The sequence below is a fragment of the Nocardia farcinica genome (genome assembly GCF_001182745.1).
GTDB lineage: Bacteria > Actinomycetota > Actinomycetes > Mycobacteriales > Mycobacteriaceae > Nocardia > Nocardia farcinica.
In genome coordinates this window covers 1568216-1583417 of record NZ_LN868938.1, presented here as the reverse complement: position 1 = coordinate 1583417, position 15202 = coordinate 1568216, and the positions used below count along the sequence as shown (strand labels likewise).

General features: G+C 72.4%; 19 protein-coding genes. 12 read left to right on the top strand and 7 right to left on the bottom strand.

Annotated features, from left to right (window positions below; genetic code table 11):
- Positions 1-104: 104 nt before the first annotated feature.
- The 4 genes from AMO33_RS07665 to AMO33_RS07650 all read left to right on the top strand — a co-directional run bounded on the left by AMO33_RS07665 (position 105) and on the right by AMO33_RS07650 (position 2993).
- Complete coding sequence (locus AMO33_RS07665) at positions 105-551, top strand: PaaI family thioesterase (protein ID WP_060593364.1); 447 nt, start codon at positions 105-107, stop codon at positions 549-551.
- 87 nt (positions 552-638) lie between these two features.
- Positions 639-941, top strand: a complete 303-nt coding sequence (locus AMO33_RS07660; protein ID WP_011209056.1) for an urease subunit gamma — start codon at positions 639-641, stop codon at positions 939-941.
- A 7-nt stretch (positions 942-948) separates the two neighbouring features.
- Complete coding sequence (locus AMO33_RS07655) at positions 949-1275, top strand: urease subunit beta (protein ID WP_060591610.1); 327 nt, start codon at positions 949-951, stop codon at positions 1273-1275.
- Positions 1272-2993 (top strand): urease subunit alpha, encoded by a 1722-nt coding sequence (locus AMO33_RS07650; RefSeq protein WP_011209058.1) that lies wholly within the window; start codon positions 1272-1274, stop codon positions 2991-2993. The genes AMO33_RS07655 and AMO33_RS07650 overlap by 4 nt, the downstream gene beginning before the upstream one ends.
- A 67-nt stretch (positions 2994-3060) precedes the next feature.
- Here the strand turns inward: AMO33_RS07650 and AMO33_RS07645 are convergent, their stop codons facing one another.
- Positions 3061-3843, bottom strand: coding sequence for a VOC family protein (locus AMO33_RS07645; protein WP_060591609.1), 783 nt, complete (start codon positions 3841-3843; stop codon positions 3061-3063).
- 216 nt (positions 3844-4059) lie between these two features.
- Here AMO33_RS07645 and AMO33_RS07640 point away from each other — a divergent pair, with 216 nt between their 5' ends.
- The 3 genes from AMO33_RS07640 to AMO33_RS07630 all read left to right on the top strand — a co-directional run bounded on the left by AMO33_RS07640 (position 4060) and on the right by AMO33_RS07630 (position 6079).
- Positions 4060-4656 (top strand): YbaB/EbfC family nucleoid-associated protein, encoded by a 597-nt coding sequence (locus tag AMO33_RS07640; protein ID WP_076573536.1) that lies wholly within the window; start codon positions 4060-4062, stop codon positions 4654-4656.
- An 88-nt stretch (positions 4657-4744) separates the two neighbouring features.
- Positions 4745-5080, top strand: coding sequence for a hypothetical protein (locus AMO33_RS07635; protein WP_011209061.1), 336 nt, complete (start codon positions 4745-4747; stop codon positions 5078-5080).
- A gap of 3 nt (positions 5081-5083) precedes the next feature.
- A complete protein-coding gene (locus tag AMO33_RS07630) occupies positions 5084-6079 on the top strand; it encodes a WXG100 family type VII secretion target (protein ID WP_060591603.1) in 996 nt (331 codons plus the stop codon).
- A gap of 19 nt (positions 6080-6098) precedes the next feature.
- Here the strand turns inward: AMO33_RS07630 and AMO33_RS07625 are convergent, their stop codons facing one another.
- Complete coding sequence (locus tag AMO33_RS07625) at positions 6099-6935, bottom strand: SGNH/GDSL hydrolase family protein (protein ID WP_060591601.1); 837 nt, start codon at positions 6933-6935, stop codon at positions 6099-6101.
- 120 nt (positions 6936-7055) lie between these two features.
- On the opposite strand from AMO33_RS07625, the gene AMO33_RS07620 reads away from it, so the two are divergent.
- Positions 7056-7718: an O-methyltransferase gene (locus AMO33_RS07620; protein ID WP_060591599.1), complete on the top strand. Its 663-nt coding sequence runs from the start codon at positions 7056-7058 to the stop codon at positions 7716-7718.
- On the opposite strand, the gene AMO33_RS07615 is transcribed toward AMO33_RS07620, so the two are convergent.
- The gene (locus AMO33_RS07615) at positions 7715-8389 is read right to left on the bottom strand and encodes a TetR/AcrR family transcriptional regulator (RefSeq protein WP_060591596.1); all 675 of its coding nucleotides are present in this window, start codon (positions 8387-8389) and stop codon (positions 7715-7717) included. The genes AMO33_RS07620 and AMO33_RS07615 overlap by 4 nt on opposite strands.
- Positions 8390-8496: 107 nt before the next feature.
- Between AMO33_RS07615 and AMO33_RS07610 the strand changes: the two genes are divergently transcribed.
- Positions 8497-9990 carry an MFS transporter gene (locus tag AMO33_RS07610; protein WP_060591594.1) on the top strand — a complete coding sequence of 498 codons (1494 nt, stop codon included), beginning with the start codon at positions 8497-8499 and terminating at the stop codon, positions 9988-9990.
- Between the two features lie 140 nt (positions 9991-10130).
- Here AMO33_RS07610 and AMO33_RS31380 read toward each other — a convergent pair whose 3' ends face one another.
- Entirely contained in the window at positions 10131-10853 is a 723-nt protein-coding gene (locus AMO33_RS31380; protein WP_139337502.1) for a hypothetical protein, read from the bottom strand.
- Positions 10854-10884: 31 nt separating this feature from the next.
- Here AMO33_RS31380 and AMO33_RS32830 point away from each other — a divergent pair, with 31 nt between their 5' ends.
- Positions 10885-11058, top strand: coding sequence for an ATP-binding cassette domain-containing protein (locus tag AMO33_RS32830; RefSeq protein ID WP_314826380.1), 174 nt, complete (start codon positions 10885-10887; stop codon positions 11056-11058).
- Between the two features lie 159 nt (positions 11059-11217).
- Here the strand turns inward: AMO33_RS32830 and AMO33_RS07605 are convergent, their stop codons facing one another.
- From AMO33_RS07605 to AMO33_RS07600, 3 genes are all read right to left on the bottom strand, one after another.
- A complete protein-coding gene (locus tag AMO33_RS07605; protein ID WP_060591591.1) occupies positions 11218-12255 on the bottom strand; it encodes a methyltransferase in 1038 nt (345 codons plus the stop codon).
- 296 nt (positions 12256-12551) lie between these two features.
- Complete coding sequence (locus tag AMO33_RS31375) at positions 12552-12770, bottom strand: hypothetical protein (RefSeq protein ID WP_086845768.1); 219 nt, start codon at positions 12768-12770, stop codon at positions 12552-12554.
- Positions 12771-12884: 114 nt separating this feature from the next.
- A complete protein-coding gene (locus tag AMO33_RS07600) occupies positions 12885-13619 on the bottom strand; it encodes a hypothetical protein (RefSeq protein WP_060591589.1) in 735 nt (244 codons plus the stop codon).
- Positions 13620-13773: 154 nt separating this feature from the next.
- Here AMO33_RS07600 and AMO33_RS07595 point away from each other — a divergent pair, with 154 nt between their 5' ends.
- Together AMO33_RS07595 and ureG are read left to right on the top strand one after the other, a co-directional pair.
- Complete coding sequence (locus AMO33_RS07595; RefSeq protein WP_060591586.1) at positions 13774-14424, top strand: urease accessory protein UreF; 651 nt, start codon at positions 13774-13776, stop codon at positions 14422-14424.
- 27 nt (positions 14425-14451) lie between these two features.
- Complete coding sequence (ureG, locus tag AMO33_RS07590) at positions 14452-15168, top strand: urease accessory protein UreG (RefSeq protein WP_060591580.1); 717 nt, start codon at positions 14452-14454, stop codon at positions 15166-15168.
- Positions 15169-15202: the final 34 nt, after the last annotated feature.

The window sequence follows — 15202 nt, the reverse complement described above, 5'->3', positions numbered from 1 at the left end:
CCGCGGCGGGCCCCACCACCATGGGGCCCGCCGCTTTTTCGTTCGCCGCCCTTCCGGCGGCCCGCCCGTACCGCCCGGTCCGGTGAGGTGTAAAGGTGGAACGCATGACGCAACAGCAGACGCCCCCGGTCGAGTCGCTGGCCGGCGTGACACCGGAGATGCTGAACGAATTCGAGCAGGGCACCTTCGCCGACCTGCTCGGCCTGCGCTACACCGAACTCGGCCCGGACCGGGTGCGCGGCGAATTCGATGTACAGCCGCACCTGTTCCAGCCGGCGGGCATCGTCAACGGCGGCGTCTACTGCACCGTGATCGAGACACTGGCCAGCGTGGCGGGCAGCGTCTGGTACGGCGACCAGGGCACCGTCGTCGGCGTCAACAACAACACCGACTTCCTGCGCGCGGTCCGCGAGGGCCTGCTGCGCGGCGAGGCCACCCCGCTGCACCGCGGCCGACTCCAGCAGTTGTGGCAGGTGGTCATCACCGACGAGCAGGAGCGCGTGGTCGCGCGCGGCCAGGTCCGCCTGCAGAACCTGCCCAAGCGGGACTGACCACACCGGGGTGCGCTCGACCGGCGGCACCGCGGTGACCGTGCCAGAATGACCGTCACCCGTCCGCCGACCCGGTGAGGAGCCCGGATGCGCCTGTCGCCGCACGAGCAGGAACGCCTGCTGCTGAGCTACGCCGCCGAGCTGGCGCGGCGCAGGCAGGCCCGCGGCCTCAAACTCAATCACCCCGAGGCGGTCGCGCTCATCACCGACCACGTCCTCGAGGGCGCGCGGGACGGGCGCAGCGTCGCCGAGCTGATGGCCTCGGGCCGCACCGTGCTCACCCGCGACGACGTGATGACCGGCGTACCGGAGATGATCCACGACGTCCAGGTCGAGGCCACCTTCCCCGACGGCACCAAGCTCGTCACCGTCCACCAGCCGATCGCGTGAGCCCGTCGTGATTCCGGGCGAATACCTCTGCGCCGACGGGGTGATCGAGATCAACCCCGACCGCGAACGCATCGCACTCGACGTGGTCAACACCGGCGACCGGCCCGTGCAGGTCGGCAGCCACGTGCACTTCCCGCAGGCCAACGCCGCGCTCGACTTCGACCGTGCGGCCGCCCACGGCTGCCGGCTCGACATTCCGGCCGGCACCGCCGTGCGCTTCGAACCGGGCCTGGCGCAGCGGGTTTCGCTGGTGCCGCTGGCCGGTACCAGGGAGGTGTACGGGATCGGGCCGAACCCGCCCGGCAAGCTGGACGACCCCGAGGGAGAACAGTGACCGAACTGAGCCGGGCCCGCTACGCCGAACTGTTCGGCCCCACCACCGGCGACCGGATCCGGTTGGCCGACACCGACCTGCTGATCGAGATCACCGAGGATCGCAGCGGTGGACCCGGGCTGGCCGGCGACGAAGCCGTCTTCGGCGGCGGCAAGGTGCTGCGCGAGTCCATGGGGCAGTCGCGTGCCACCCGCGCCGACGGCGCGCCCGACACCGTCATCACCGGTGCCGTCATCGTCGACCACTGGGGAATCGTCAAGGCCGACATCGGCATCCGCGACGGTCGCATCTGCGGCATCGGCAAAGCCGGCAATCCCGACACCATGTCCGGTGTGCACCCCGACCTCGTGGTCGGCCCCTCGACGGAGATCATCGCCGGCAACGGGCGCATCCTCACCGCGGGCGCCATCGACTGTCACGTGCACTTCATCTGCCCGCAGCTGATGGACGAGGCGCTCGGCGGCGGCATCACCACCCTCATCGGCGGCGGCACCGGCCCGGCCGAGGGCAGCAAGGCCACCACCGTGACGCCCGGCGCCTGGCACCTGGCCCGGATGCTCGAGGCCACCGACCACTGGCCGCTGAACATCGCGCTGCTCGGCAAGGGCAACACCGTCAGCGAAGCCGCCATGTGGGAGCAGTTGCGCGCGGGCGCTTCGGGTTTCAAGCTGCACGAGGACTGGGGCTCCACGCCCGCGGCGATCGACGCCTGCCTACGGGTCGCCGACGCCTCCGGAGTGCAGGTCGCGCTGCACTCGGACACCTTGAACGAGGCCGGTTTCGTCGAGGACACCCTCGCCGCCATCGCCGGCCGCGGCATCCACGCCTACCACACCGAGGGCGCGGGCGGTGGCCACGCGCCCGACATCATCACGGTGGCCGCGCATCCCAACGTGTTGCCGAGTTCCACCAATCCGACCCGCCCGCATACCGTCAACACGCTCGACGAGCACCTGGACATGCTCATGGTGTGCCATCACCTGAGCCCGTCCATCCCCGAGGACCTGGCCTTCGCCGAGAGCCGCATCCGGCCCTCGACCATCGCCGCCGAGGATCTGCTGCACGACCTGGGCGCCATCTCGATGATCGGCAGCGACTCGCAGGCGATGGGCCGCATCGGCGAGGTGGTGATGCGCACCTGGCAGACCGCGCACGTGATGAAACGCCGCCGCGGCGCGCTGCCCGGCGACGGCGCCGCCGACAACGCGCGGGTGCGCCGCTACATCGCCAAGTACACGATCTGCCCGGCCGTGGCGCACGGCCTGGACGCCGAGATCGGGTCGGTGGAGGTGGGCAAACTGGCCGACCTGGTGCTGTGGGACCCCGCCTTCTTCGGGGTGCGCCCGCACGCGGTGCTCAAGGGCGGCGCGATCGCCTGGGCCGCCATGGGTGACGCCAACGCCTCCATCCCGACGCCGCAGCCGGTGCTGCCGCGCCCGATGTTCGGCGCCGCCGCACCCGTCGCGGCCGCCACGTCGCTGCATTTCGTCTCCGAGCATGCCCTGGCCGACGGACTCGCCGAGCGGCTGGCGGTGCGGCGGAAGCTGGTCGCGGTCAAGGACGTTCGCCGGCTCACCAAAACCGACATGCCGCTCAACGACGCCATGCCGCGCATCGAGGTCGACCCGGACACCTTCACCGTACGGGTCGACGGCGAGGTGTGGGCCGAACAGCCCGCCACCGAACTGCCGATGGCGCAACGGTATTTCCTGTTCTGACCCACGTCGCGCCGACCGGCACCGGTGATCGGCGCGACGCTGCCGTCGGTCGGCCGGATGCCGCCGTTCAGCCGAACGACATCGTCGCGAACGTCGCGCCCGCGGGGTCGGCCAGCGCGCCCACCCGCGACGGGCCGGGCATGTCCGCGGCGGCGGTCACCACCGAACCGCCGAGTGCGACCGCACGTTCGGCGAGCGCGTCGCAGTCCTCGACCCGCAGGGTGACCGACCAGGACGGCGCGGGCTCACCCTCGGTGGCCGCGTGGGCGCCGCCGAACTCGCGGCCACCCGCGCCCGGCGCGAGCGCCTGGTAGGGGGCGACGGTGTCGGTCTCCCACGCGGCGGTCTGGTGGCGCCAGCCGAGCACGCGCGCGTAGTGCGCCATCGCGTCGGCCGGGGCGCCGGTCGCGGCGTACTCCACCCAGCAGGGGTTGTTCACCTCGGCCCAGCGGGCCGTGCCGGGATGGGTGACGAGCTGGGCCACGGCGTACATCGCGCCCGCCGGATCGCCGAGGACCGAGAAGGTCAGCTGTCCGAACACGTCGGTCGGCTCCAGGTACACCTGCGCGCCCGCCTCGCGCGCGGCGCGCACCGTGGCCTCGGCGTCGGGGACGGCGAAGTAGGTCGTCCACATGGGCGGGGCGGTGCTGCCGTCGGGCGCGGTCGCGGGCGCGATGCCCGCGACCGGCGCGCCGTCCTGGCTGAGGATCGTGTAGTGCCCGGCCTCGGGCCCGAGATCGTCGGCCTTCCAGCCGAACAGCTCGCTGTAGAAGGCGGCGGTGGCCGGAATGTCGGGGGACGTCACGTCGAACCAGCAGGGTGCACCCGTGGCGAAACCGGACTGCGTCATCTGTGTCTCCTGGGGAGTCGGAGGATCGGATACAACCGTAGTGACGGGACCGCCCAGGCGAATTCATCGGTCCGCGACGAGCCGTTCCGACCCGCCCGACATCGCCCGGCCACGGCGGCGGTGGGTAAGGTGCCCGCCGACGAACGGGGGAGTCGGCAGGCGACGCCCCGGTGACCGGACGCCGCCCGCGGGCGGCCACGCGTGGAAGGGGACGCCGTGCTCGGCAACGATGCGAATCAGGCCGCCGACGAGCTGGCCCGGTGGGCCGAGAACCTGGAGCGCACCGCGCAGCGCTACCAGGACCTGCAGGGCCGGATGCGGGCGCTCTCGGTGACCGAGCGGAGCGCGGACGGCAGGATCGCCGTCACCGTCGACGCCGACGGGGTGACCACCGGCATCGAACTCGCACCAGGCACCCGCGGAATGGACCCGGCCGCCGTCGCCGCCGAGCTCATGGCGTGCACGCACCGGGCACAGGCCCGGCTGCGCAGGCAGGTCGGCGAGCTGGTCCACGACCTGGTCGGCCAGGACGGGGCAGGCCAGGCCATCCTCGCGCAGTACGCCGAACGATTCCCCGACCCGGTGCCCGCCGCGCCGCAGGCCGACCCCGCCGCGCATGCCGACCCGGCAGCGCACGTCGACCCGGCACTGCACGTCGACCCGCCGGTGCCCGCCGATCCCACGCCGCCGGCGGCCTACACACCGCCGCCGACCACCCCGGGCACCCGTAAACCGGACCGGGACCGGACGGTCGCGCCCGCCGAGCCCGACGCCGACGACCTCTACTACCGGCGCCGCTCCTGGCTGGAATAGATCGGCGGCGGTCCGGCGGAACCGAATCCGGTCCCGCCGCGTCAGAGACAGATGAGGCCGGGGGAGACGGACGAGAGGCGGAGGCGAGATGACCAGTGCCGAAGGCGTGAACATCGAGGTCGGTGTGCTGCGCGCGCACGCTGCCACGGTGACGGAGACGATCGAGGGCGTGCCGAAGGCGCGCGAGGCCGCCGACTATCTCGGCCACGTCGACGACGGCTACGGCCTGCTCGTCGGCCCCTACGCCCGGTCGATCCTGAATCCGTTGCACGACCGGATCTCCGAGCGGTTGCGGGTGCTGGTCGAGGAGACCGGGGCGATTCCGCCCAAGCTGTGCATCGCCGCCGACCAGTTCCAGGCGCTCGAAGAAGAGCGCGCCAAGCAGCTCGCCCAGCAGGGCGAGCAGATCGACCGGCAGGGGTGAGGGATGTCCTACGAGAACCAGGTCGGCAAGTTCCTCAACGAGGAGGCCGTCCTTCCCGGCTTCCCGAGCACGTTCGACGACCCGGCCGCCCCCGAGGGCAACGACCTCATCGAGGACAAGGCCGACTTCCGCAACGAGTACTACCAGGAGGACGTCCCGTTCCTCACCAAGGTCGGCGTGCCGAAAGGCCAGGTGGGCGAGGCCGATCCCGATGCGCAGATCCTCAAGGGCACCGTCGTCGGTGACACCTTCGAGGGCCTGCACAACGCGTGGGCGGCGTTGCAGGGCCAGGATTCCGGCCGCAACCTGTACGGCGCGGCGCTCAAGGCGTGGGGTGTCGCCGCCGACGCCGTCGAGATCGCCGACATGGCGAAGAACTACCTGCGCGGCATCCCGCTGGCGAAGTTCGACCCGTTCAACTATCTGGGCGGCCAGCTGATGGGCTGGATGCTCGAACACGTCGAGCCGTTGCGCAAGTCGCTGGATTCGCTGGCGGGCAATCCCGACATGGTGAAGGCGTATTCGTCCTCGTGGGCGAAGATCTCGCAGGAGTTGGCGGGGGTCGCGGCCGACTGGCAGCGGGACTGCGCCACCCGCACGGCGGGCTGGGTCGGGGCGACCGCCGACGCGTATCGCGCCAAGGTCGACGAGCTGACCGCCGACCTGATCACCCAGGCGGGCCTGGCCGACGTGCTGAGCACGGTCAACCAGAAGATGGCCGACGTGGTCGACGGTGTGCGCGGCATCATCACCGAGATCCTCAACAGCCTCGCCGGGGTGCTCGTCGAGATCGCGGCGATCCTGATCGCCAGCGCGGGCAGCGCCTCCCCGGGCCTGATCGCCCGCGCGGTGTTCGAGATCTCGACCGCGACGATGAGCGTCTCGCGGATGCTGACACAGCTGGCGACGGTGCTGTTCGATATCGCGGCGCTCGCCGACGACGTGACGAAGATGCTGGTGGGGGTGGTCGAGGTGCAGGCGGCCGCGGCGCAGGCGTGAGGATCTCGCGGCGGTCGGGTCAGCGCGCCCGCACCGCCGCGACGATCAGGTCGGCCACGCCGCGCATGCCCTGCGGAGTCGGGTGGTAGGGGAGCAGGGTCTCGGTCGCCAGTACCGGGTCGAACCACCGCACCCCCGCGGGCGCGCACATGTCACGACCCTCGGACGGGCCGCGGGTGTCGACGTAGTCGGCCCCGTGCTCGGCGGCGGCGCGGGCGACGACCGCGTTGAGCCGGTCGAAGGCGCGCTGCACGAGTACCGCGTCCTCGGGACGCAGGCCGACGAGCTCGGGGCAACCACCGGGCCGGACATAGGTCGGCCAGCCGTCCACGATCACCCGGGCGTTCGGCGCGAGCTGCGAAATCCGTTCCAGCGCGGCGGAATACTCGTCGGCGATGCCGTCGATCGCGGCGTCCCAGCCGTCGGTGGTGCACGCGCCCATGCCGAGTCCGGCCAGGTGGCAGCCGACCACATACGAGGTCATGCCGGTGTCGTTGGCGCCGATGTGCACGGTGACGAGCCGGGTCGCCGGGCCGAGGGCGTCGAATTGCGGAGCGATGCCCGGGCCCTGGGAGGTGGACAGGTGGTCGATCTTGGCCGAACTGCAGGTGCGGTCGTCCAGCCGCAGGCCCAGTTCGGCGGCGACGAGCTTCGGCGTGTCGGCGGTCGAGCGGGCGCACAGCAGTGGCGCGCCGAGGTCGAGGTCGCGCACCCCGGTCGTCGCCGCACCCGAATCACCCAGTGCCACATACTCCGCGCCGCCGTCCGTGGGTGCGGCGGTGGCGTCGGGGAGCAGGACGCCGGGCAGGGCGAGCAGGCCCGCTGCCGCGGCGGCGAGACGGTGACCGAGGGGCATGGTGAACTCCGCTTCGTCGAGGAGGCGTCAATCTGAGACGCGTTGGTTCCGGTTTGCACGCTACCGTGCCCGCTCCGCGGGCGGAGCCGATTCCGGCGGCCGCGATGGCAGACTGCTGATATGACGACAGCTGACTGGGCGGATGTGGACGGCTACCTGGTATCGCACCTGGTGCGCGACCCCGCGTCGACGGCGACGCTCGAGGCCAACGCGGCGGCGGGCCTGCCGCCCATCGACGTCTCGGCCGCCCAGGCCAAGTTCCTGTATCTGCTCGGCAAGTCCCTGGGCGTGCGGCGGGTGCTCGAGATCGGGACACTGGGCGGCTTCAGCACCTTGTGGCTGGCCCGCGCGGTCGGCGAGCAGGGGCGCGTCGTCACCCTCGAGTACCAGGAGCGGCACGCCCGGGTCGCGGGCGCGAACCTGGCGCGCGCCGGCGTCGCCGGGCGGGTGGAGATCCGCGTCGGCGCGGCGATGGAGACGCTGCCCGCGCTGGCGCAGGAGCGGCCCGAGCCGTTCGACCTCGTGTTCATCGACGCCGACAAGGAGAACAACCCGAACTACGTCGACTGGGCGGTGCGGCTGGGCAGGCCGGGCACCGTGATCGTGGTCGACAACGTCGTGCGCCACGGCGCGCTGATCGACGAGGCGTCCACCGATTCGGCCGTGCACGCCAGCCGCGAGCTCGTCGAACTGCTCGACCAGGACCCGCGCCTGGACGCCACCGTCCTCCAGACGGTGGGCGCGAAGGGCTGGGACGGCTTCGCCTTCGCCGTGGTCGACTAGCCGGTGCGCGCCGCCACCCGAGCGGCGAAGCCGTCGCACAGCGCCTCCAGGCCGGCGTAGAGCAACTGCTCCTGGGTGAGGTCGTCCGTGCCCGCGCCGAGCAGATCGGCGAGTGCGGCGGGCGGTTCGCCGATCGGCTCGCCCTGCAGCAGCGCGCGCAACCCGTTGCCCGCCTCGACCCCCGCGTCCTGGCGCAGCAGCAGCGCCTCGCTGATGTGCGGCAGGGTCGCGCCGGAGATGTAGTTCCATACCGTGAACGTCATCCGCATCGCCTCCCGGGTGCTCACCCCCAGCTCGCGGAAGCCCTCCACCAGCCAGCCCAGGCAGCTCAGGCTCTGCGGGCCGAAACTGTACCGGGGCATGGCGAAGGTCAGCAGCACCCACGGGTGCTGCTGATAGAGCTGCCAGTCCACCTCGGCGGCGATGCGGACCCGGTCGCGCCACGTCCAGCCGCGACCGGCCGCCGACGGATAGGGGTAGCGGCCGGCGACCTCGTCGGTCATGGCCGCGATCAGCTCGTCCTTGCCGGCGACGTGCCGGTACAGCGACATCGCACCCACCCCCATCCGGTCGGCGATGCGCCGCATGGACAGCGCGTCCAGGCCGTCCTCGTCGGCGAGGGCGATCGCGGCGTCGACGATCGCCTCCCGGCTGAGCTTCGGCTCGGTCATCCCATCACTCACTTCCCCTCGGGAGCCCGTGTGCGTACACTGTACCCCGGCCGGGCGTACGGTGTACGCGAGATGGGAGAGGATTCGGATATGACAGGGGCGCAGCCATGACTCAGGTGCAGGCGCAGCAGCCCGCGGATGCGGCGGCGCCCACGGTCGGCTCGCGACGGGCCTGGCTGGGGTTGGCCGTCCTGCTGCTGCCGGTGCTGCTGGTGTCGATGGACGTCTCGGTGCTGTTCCTCGCGCTGCCGACGCTCACCACCGACCTGGATCCGTCGGCCACGCAACAGCTCTGGATCCTCGACATCTACGGCTTCCTGATCGCCGGCCTGCTCATCACGATGGGCAATCTCGGCGACCGGATCGGCCGCCGCAACATCCTGCTGGCGGGCGCCGCGGTTTTCGGTGTCGGTTCGGTGCTGGCCGCCTTCGCGCCCAGCGCCGCCGTGCTGATCGCCGCTCGCGCCCTGATGGGCATCGGCGGTGCGACGTTGCTGCCGTCGAGCCTGGCGCTGATCTCCACCCTGTTCGCCGACGCGCGCGAGCGTGCCGCCGCCATCGGCGTGTGGACGGCCTTCTTCGCGGGCGGGTCGGCGGTCGGCCCGATCATCGGCGGGCTGCTGCTGCACCATTTCTGGTGGGGTTCGGTGTTCCTCATCAACGCCCCGGTGCTGCTGGTGTTGCTCGCGCTCGGCCCGCTGGTGCTGCCCGAGCACCGCTCCCGGGAACTGGGCCCGCTCGACCTGCCCAGCGTCGCGCTGTCCATCGGCGGCATCCTGCCGGTGGTCTACGCGGTCAAGCACGCCGCCGCCGAAGGGGTGGATCTCGAGGCGGTGCTGATCGGCCTGCTCGGCGCCGTCGTGCTGGTGCTGTTCGCCCGCCGCCAGCGCGTGCTCGACGAGCCGCTTCTCGATCTGGACCTGTTCCGTCGCCCGCAGTTCCGCGTGGCGATCGGCTCCAGCCTGGCCGGCATGATGTCGCTGGCCGCGCTGAGCTACCTGACCAGCGTGTACCTGCAGTCGGTCACCGGGCGCGACCCGCTGGCGGCGGCACTGCTCGGCATCCCGATGGCGATCGCGGTCTTCGTCTTCTCCATGGGCGGTGCGCGGGTGGGCCACGTGCTCGGCGTGCGCGCCACGTTCGTCATCGCCCTGCTGGCCGCCGCGGTGGGCAATCTCATGGTGCTCGGGGTCGGCGTGGACGGCGGCGTCGGCTGGTACGTGGCGGGCTCCACCATCGCGGGCGTCGGCTACGGCCTGGCCTTCACGCTCGTCTCCGATGTCGCCGTCTCCTCGGTGCCGCCGGAACGGGCCGGGTCGGCCGTCGGCATCTCCGAGACCAGCTTCGAGCTCGGCAACGCCCTGGGCCTGGCCCTTCTCGGTTCCCTGGCCGCCCTGGTCTTCCGCTCCGGCGGCGACTTCGGCGACACCCTCGGGGAGACGGTGCAGCACGCCGCGGGCAACGACGCGGTGATCCACGCCGCCCGTGAATCGTTCGTCACCGGCATGCACGTCGCGACCGGGGTCGGCGCGGCCGTCCTGACGGCGATGGCGGTGATCGCGTGGGTGAGCACCGGGCGCGGGCGGGTGGGCGAGAGCTGACCCCGGCGGGGCCGCCGGGTGTCGGTGGGCCGTGGTAGACCTGCCTCGGTCGGCAGCTGTCCGACCCGCCGTCGAGCGGTGCCCGGGACGGCGACCTTCGGGGAGGGGAGAGCTGGATGCGCGGTGCGGGCGCGCTGATGTCACCGGTGCAACGCGGGGTCGTGCTGGCCGGGCTCGGGGCGGCGCGCTCGCGGGTCGCCGCCTTCGTGGCGGTGACCGCCCTCGGCTCGACGTGTGCGATCGCCTCGCCGCTGATCCTCGCCGGTATCGTCCAGCGGCCGGACCGCCCGGCCACGACGGTGGCGGCCGCGCTGGCCGCCTATGCCGTGGCGGTCGCCGCCGCCCGGTTCCTGTACGACGTCCGCATGGTGCTGGCGAATGCGGTCGAGCAGCGGGTGGCCACGACGGCCGACGGTACGGTGCTGCGCAGCCTCCTGGGCGCCGACGGCTCGCTGGCCGTGGCCAACAATCCGGCGCGCATCGCGAGCGTGGTCGCGAGTTTCCATCGGTCCAACAAGATGCTCGTGCAGATCCTGCTGATGGCCTTCCTCGGCGGGCTCTTCGACGTCGCGCTGTCGTTCCTGGTGATCGGCGGCTATGTCGACTGGACGATCGGCGCCGCGGTCGTCGGCTACGGCGCGGCGAGCGTGTGGCTGACCCTGCGCGCCAACAAGGTCACCAGCGCGTATCTGAAGCGCGCCCAGCACAACAGCGACGAAGCGTCGAACCTGCTCGGCAACGTTCTCACGAATCTGGTGTCGCTGCGGGTGTTCCGCGGCATCGATTGGGTCGTGGCGGCCAACGACCGGTACTTCCGGCGATCCCGGCAGGGGTGGACGGACTTCTACCGTAAGGCCAGGCACCGACGCCGAAGTCCTCGAGGCATTGCGCGCGGTGGAGTTGGGCGAGTGGCCGGCCGAGCTCGACGGTGGCTTGGACTACCGCATCGGGGAACGCGGGAGCCTGCTCAGCGGCGGCGAACGCCAACGCCTGGCGCTGGCCCGCGCCCTGATCGGCGCACCCCGGCTGCTCCTGCTGGACGAGCCGAGTTCGGCGCTCGACGAATAAACCGAGCGCAGCATCTTCGAGCGCCTGCGCGCCGCGGGCCGGGAGATGACCATCGTCGCGGTCACCCATCGCACCGGGCTCGTCCGCGACGGCGACCACGTCATCCGCTGCGGCGCGCCGGTGGCCGAACCGGCACTGCCGCGGTGACGTCCGTGCTGCTCAGGGCGTCGCGGGCCGCAGCCGCCAGAGCACGGTGCGCTCGCGGGAACGAGCGGCGTGGAACGGGTCGGCGCGGTCGGTGCTGCGGGGGTGGCGCGGCGCCGTCTCGGCACGCCCGACGACGGTGAGACCCGCGGCGGCGATGCGCGCCCGGAGCTCGTCGGGGGGACGCAGGCCGAGACGTTCGGCGAGGTCGGACAGGATCAGCCAGCCTTCGCCCTGCGGGGTCAGGTGGTCGGCCAGTCCGGTGAGGAAGCGGTCGAGCACGGCCGAGCGGGGGTCGTAGACGCCGAGTTCCAGCGCCGAGGTCGGATGCCCGGGGAGCCAGGGTGGATTGCACACGATCAGGTCGGCGTGCGCCGGGACGGCGGGCCACAGATCGGCTTCGGTGACGTGCACGCGATCGTCGAGGCCGAGTCGGCGCAGGTTGGACCGCGCACACCGCACCGCGCGCGGGTTGAGGTCGGTGGCCCGCACGTCGGCGGCGCCGCGCTGGGCGAGAACGGCCGCGAGTACCCCGGTGCCGGTGCCGATGGGGATGTCGATGCCCCGGTCGTGCCACTGATAGGCGCCGACGACGCCGAGCAGTTCCGGGAGCGAGACCACGGTCGGGGTGTCGGTGGCCGCGCCCGGCTCGCCGGCGAGATGACCGTAGGCATGCCGACAGGCGGCCCGCACATCGGGTGCCCGGCGGAGCCGGACCGAGTGGTCGCGCTCCACCGCGACCACGACCTTCCCCAGGAGCGCCGCGCGGCGCGCGCGTGCCCGACGGTGGGCGTGGAAGTGGGCGCCGAGGTCATCGGGTGTCGCGCGCGCGGGTGCCGGGAGTCGACGCCCCATGGCGCGCAACAGGTTACCGGCGTTGTGGAAATCGCCGCGCCACAGCAGGGCGGTGCCCGAACGCGCGAGGCGCAGCGCCGCGGCCGCCGACGTGCGGTCGTCGGCGACGACGACGCGGGCGGGCGGCGGCGTGCCGTTCTCGGAGTGCCAGCGACCGGTTCGTCGCGTTCCGTGCTCGGTCCAGCTGATCGTGGACATGTGATGCTCCCGGGAAGGTCGTGGGTGGTCGTGGCCGACGACGCTTCGAGGGGGAGCAGGCGGGCTACCCGGTGATCACGAGGTAGGCGGCACCGCCGGCTCCCGTGCCGAAGCGCGGGAGTGGCGGTCGCCCAACACCATGCCCATGGTCACGACGGTCAGTCCTTCCGATCGGGTGCGGTGTCGATCCTCGCACGACGCCGGTCGCGGCGACCCGTCGCGTCCGCAGAGCACCGGACCGGGATGGTCGGCACGCGCAGGACGCGCGGCGGATCGGCCGGGCTGCCGACAGCGAATCAGGAGTTGTCCCAGGAGTCTTCGCGATGGAACGGCACGGCACGACCTGCTGCCGCGAGTGCGGTGGCGACGCGGTGGAGGAAGGCGCGGGCGCCCGGCGTGGTCGCGGCGGCGCCGATGCTGTCCACCGACCACGGTGTGCCGTTCGGTTCGCGGCGGTGCCGGTCGGGCGCCGGCGCGCGCTGCGGTGCGATCGATCGGGTCCCTGATACATCCATGGCAGCAAGTCTTCACAACGCAACTTCCTGCCACGAGTGGCAGCGGTGCCATAGTGCGCAAATATCCGGCCAAGCACGTGAGCCGTCAGGCGCGCGAGTCGTCGGCCACGCGAGTCATCGCCCGAAGACGGCGGCCAGCACCTCGGCGGCGACGCGATTCATGGGGGCGACCACCCGCCGGTGCACGAACCGGACCGGCCGCACGACGGCGAACCGCCACATCTCGGCCACCCACCGCAGCACGGGACCGACGATCACCCGGTACAGCAACCGGCACGGCCGCACCACCAGGACATCGACGATCGCCGTCGCCGCCCGCCACCCGAACCAGGCGACGGCCGCGACCGCGATCCACAGCGGACGCAGCACCCACCGCCAGAGCACCCGCAGCGGCCATTCCACGCACCACCGCCACAGCCGGCCCGCCACGACCGCGACCGCGTATCCGATCGGCCGCAGCACCCATCGCCACAGCAGGACCAGGCCCGGCCGCAGCACACGCCGCCACACCCACTCCTCGACGGCCCGGCGCAGCGGCCGCAGCAGGCGGTCCAGCAGGAACGCACCCAGTGGCGTGAGCACCATGCCCCACAGCACATGGTGCAGGGCCCACCCCCACACCGCGTCCTTCGCGAACAGCCACAGCGGGCGGACCACCCAGTACCAGATCACCCGGCCCACCGGCGCGATCAGCCGGTCCAGCAGATACCGGCAGGCGGCGCCCACCGCGCGCCCGCACAGCCGCGCACCCTCCCACAGCATCCGCACCGGCACCAGCAGTACCACCGCGATCATCCGCGCCAGCCATTCGCCGGGGGAGACCCGCCGCCTGTCGTCCCTCGTGTCCATCGAAACCTCCTGCCCGCGAGGATCTTCGCACCCCGGCAGCCCGGCGCGCCCCGGTGAACCCACGCACCCGCCCTGAGTGGAAACACCCACGCCGGTGGCGCAGCCCACCCCGGCTCGCCCGGCGGCACCGACACGCCCGGCATAGGATCGGGCGATGAACTCCAGCGGCGCGCAGCCCCGGGCGATTCTCTACGCCCTGGCGGATTCGCGCCTGCCGATCGGCGGCCACGTGCACTCCGGCGGAGTGGAGGAGGCCGTCACCTCCGGTCTGGTTCGCGACCTCACGTCCGTGGAGGCGTATCTGCGCCGCCGGGTCGCCACCTCGGGCCTGGTGGCGGCGTCGCTCGCGGCGGCGGTGTGCGCCGGCGAGCTGACGCTGGGCCGGGCCGATGCCGAGGCCGACGCCCGGACGCTCGCACCCGCCGCCCGCGCGGCCTCCCGGGCGCAGGGGCGCGGGCTGCTGCGACTGGCCAAACAGGTGTGGCCGCAGGCGGAGTGGCGGTCGCTGCCGTCGAAACCGCACCTGTCCACGGCCTTCGGCGCGGTGGGGCTCGCGTGCGGGGCCGCGCCCGACGAGATCGCGGGCGTCGTCGTCTACACCACCCTGACCGGCGCCGCGACCGCGGCGCAACGCCTGCTGGCCCTCGACCCCGCCGACATCGCCGCGTGCACCGTCCGGTTGGCCCCGGTGTGCGATCGCACCGCCGCCGCGGCCGTCACCGGGCTCGCGGCCCTGTCCGACCCGCTGCAGGATGTGCTGGCCGAACGCCATCCGCGGCGGGACATGCCGCTGTTCGCCAGCTGATCCCGCCCGACCGAGAAGGAGAACCCGATGCCACCGCACCTGATCGACGGTGAACCCCACGACCACGCGCACGACCGTCCGAAGCGGCAGCGCACGCCGGGGGAGCCGCTGCGGATCGGCATCGGCGGACCGGTCGGGTCGGGCAAGACCGCCCTGGTCGCGGCGCTGTGCAGGCAACTGCGCGAGGAACTCTCGCTGGCCGTGCTCACCAACGACATCTACACCACCGAGGACGCCGACTTCCTGCGCAGGCACGCGGTGCTGCCCGACGAGCGCATCACCGCGGTGCAGACCGGCGGCTGCCCGCACACCGCCATCCGCGACGACATCACCGCCAACCTCGACGCCATCGACGACCTGATCGCCGCCAACCCACCGCTGGATCTGATCCTGGTGGAATCCGGCGGCGACAACCTCACCGCCACGTTCTCCTCCGGTCTCATCGACGTGCAGATCTTCGTCATCGATGTGGCCGGCGGCGACAAGGTGCCCCGCAAGGGCGGCCCGGGCGTCACCTACTCCGACCTGCTCGTGGTCAACAAGACCGACCTCGCCCCGCTCGTCGGCGCCGACCTCGGGGTGATGGAGCGCGACGCCGCCAAGGTCCGCCAGGGCCGTCCCACCGCCCTGATCTCGCTCACCGACGACCCCGCCGCGACCCCGGTACTGGCCTGGGTCCGCGAGCAACTCGCCGCGATCGCCGAGGCGGACCGGCACGGCGCCGCATCCGGCATTGCCCACTGACGCCGAACCGGGCACGGACCGCCGCGGCCCCGGG

What these genes read in the sequence shown, in the direction of transcription:
- AMO33_RS07605 (WP_060591591.1), bottom strand. Translation starts at nt 12,255, where the DNA reads ATGTCCACGATCAGCTGGACCGAGCACGGAACGCGACGAACCGGTCGC.
- AMO33_RS07595 (WP_060591586.1), top strand. Translation starts at nt 13,774, where the DNA reads ATGAACTCCAGCGGCGCGCAGCCCCGGGCGATTCTCTACGCCCTGGCG.
- AMO33_RS07660 (WP_011209056.1), top strand. Translation starts at nt 639, where the DNA reads ATGCGCCTGTCGCCGCACGAGCAGGAACGCCTGCTGCTGAGCTACGCC.
- AMO33_RS07630 (WP_060591603.1), top strand. Translation starts at nt 5,084, where the DNA reads ATGTCCTACGAGAACCAGGTCGGCAAGTTCCTCAACGAGGAGGCCGTC.
- AMO33_RS31375 (WP_086845768.1), bottom strand. Translation starts at nt 12,770, where the DNA reads ATGGATGTATCAGGGACCCGATCGATCGCACCGCAGCGCGCGCCGGCG.
- AMO33_RS07625 (WP_060591601.1), bottom strand. Translation starts at nt 6,935, where the DNA reads ATGCCCCTCGGTCACCGTCTCGCCGCCGCGGCAGCGGGCCTGCTCGCC.
- AMO33_RS07665 (WP_060593364.1), top strand. Translation starts at nt 105, where the DNA reads ATGACGCAACAGCAGACGCCCCCGGTCGAGTCGCTGGCCGGCGTGACA.
- AMO33_RS07600 (WP_060591589.1), bottom strand. Translation starts at nt 13,619, where the DNA reads ATGGACACGAGGGACGACAGGCGGCGGGTCTCCCCCGGCGAATGGCTG.
- AMO33_RS07610 (WP_060591594.1), top strand. Translation starts at nt 8,497, where the DNA reads ATGACTCAGGTGCAGGCGCAGCAGCCCGCGGATGCGGCGGCGCCCACG.
- AMO33_RS07615 (WP_060591596.1), bottom strand. Translation starts at nt 8,389, where the DNA reads ATGACCGAGCCGAAGCTCAGCCGGGAGGCGATCGTCGACGCCGCGATC.
- AMO33_RS07635 (WP_011209061.1), top strand. Translation starts at nt 4,745, where the DNA reads ATGACCAGTGCCGAAGGCGTGAACATCGAGGTCGGTGTGCTGCGCGCG.
- ureG (WP_060591580.1), top strand. Translation starts at nt 14,452, where the DNA reads ATGCCACCGCACCTGATCGACGGTGAACCCCACGACCACGCGCACGAC.
- AMO33_RS07645 (WP_060591609.1), bottom strand. Translation starts at nt 3,843, where the DNA reads ATGACGCAGTCCGGTTTCGCCACGGGTGCACCCTGCTGGTTCGACGTG.
- AMO33_RS07620 (WP_060591599.1), top strand. Translation starts at nt 7,056, where the DNA reads ATGACGACAGCTGACTGGGCGGATGTGGACGGCTACCTGGTATCGCAC.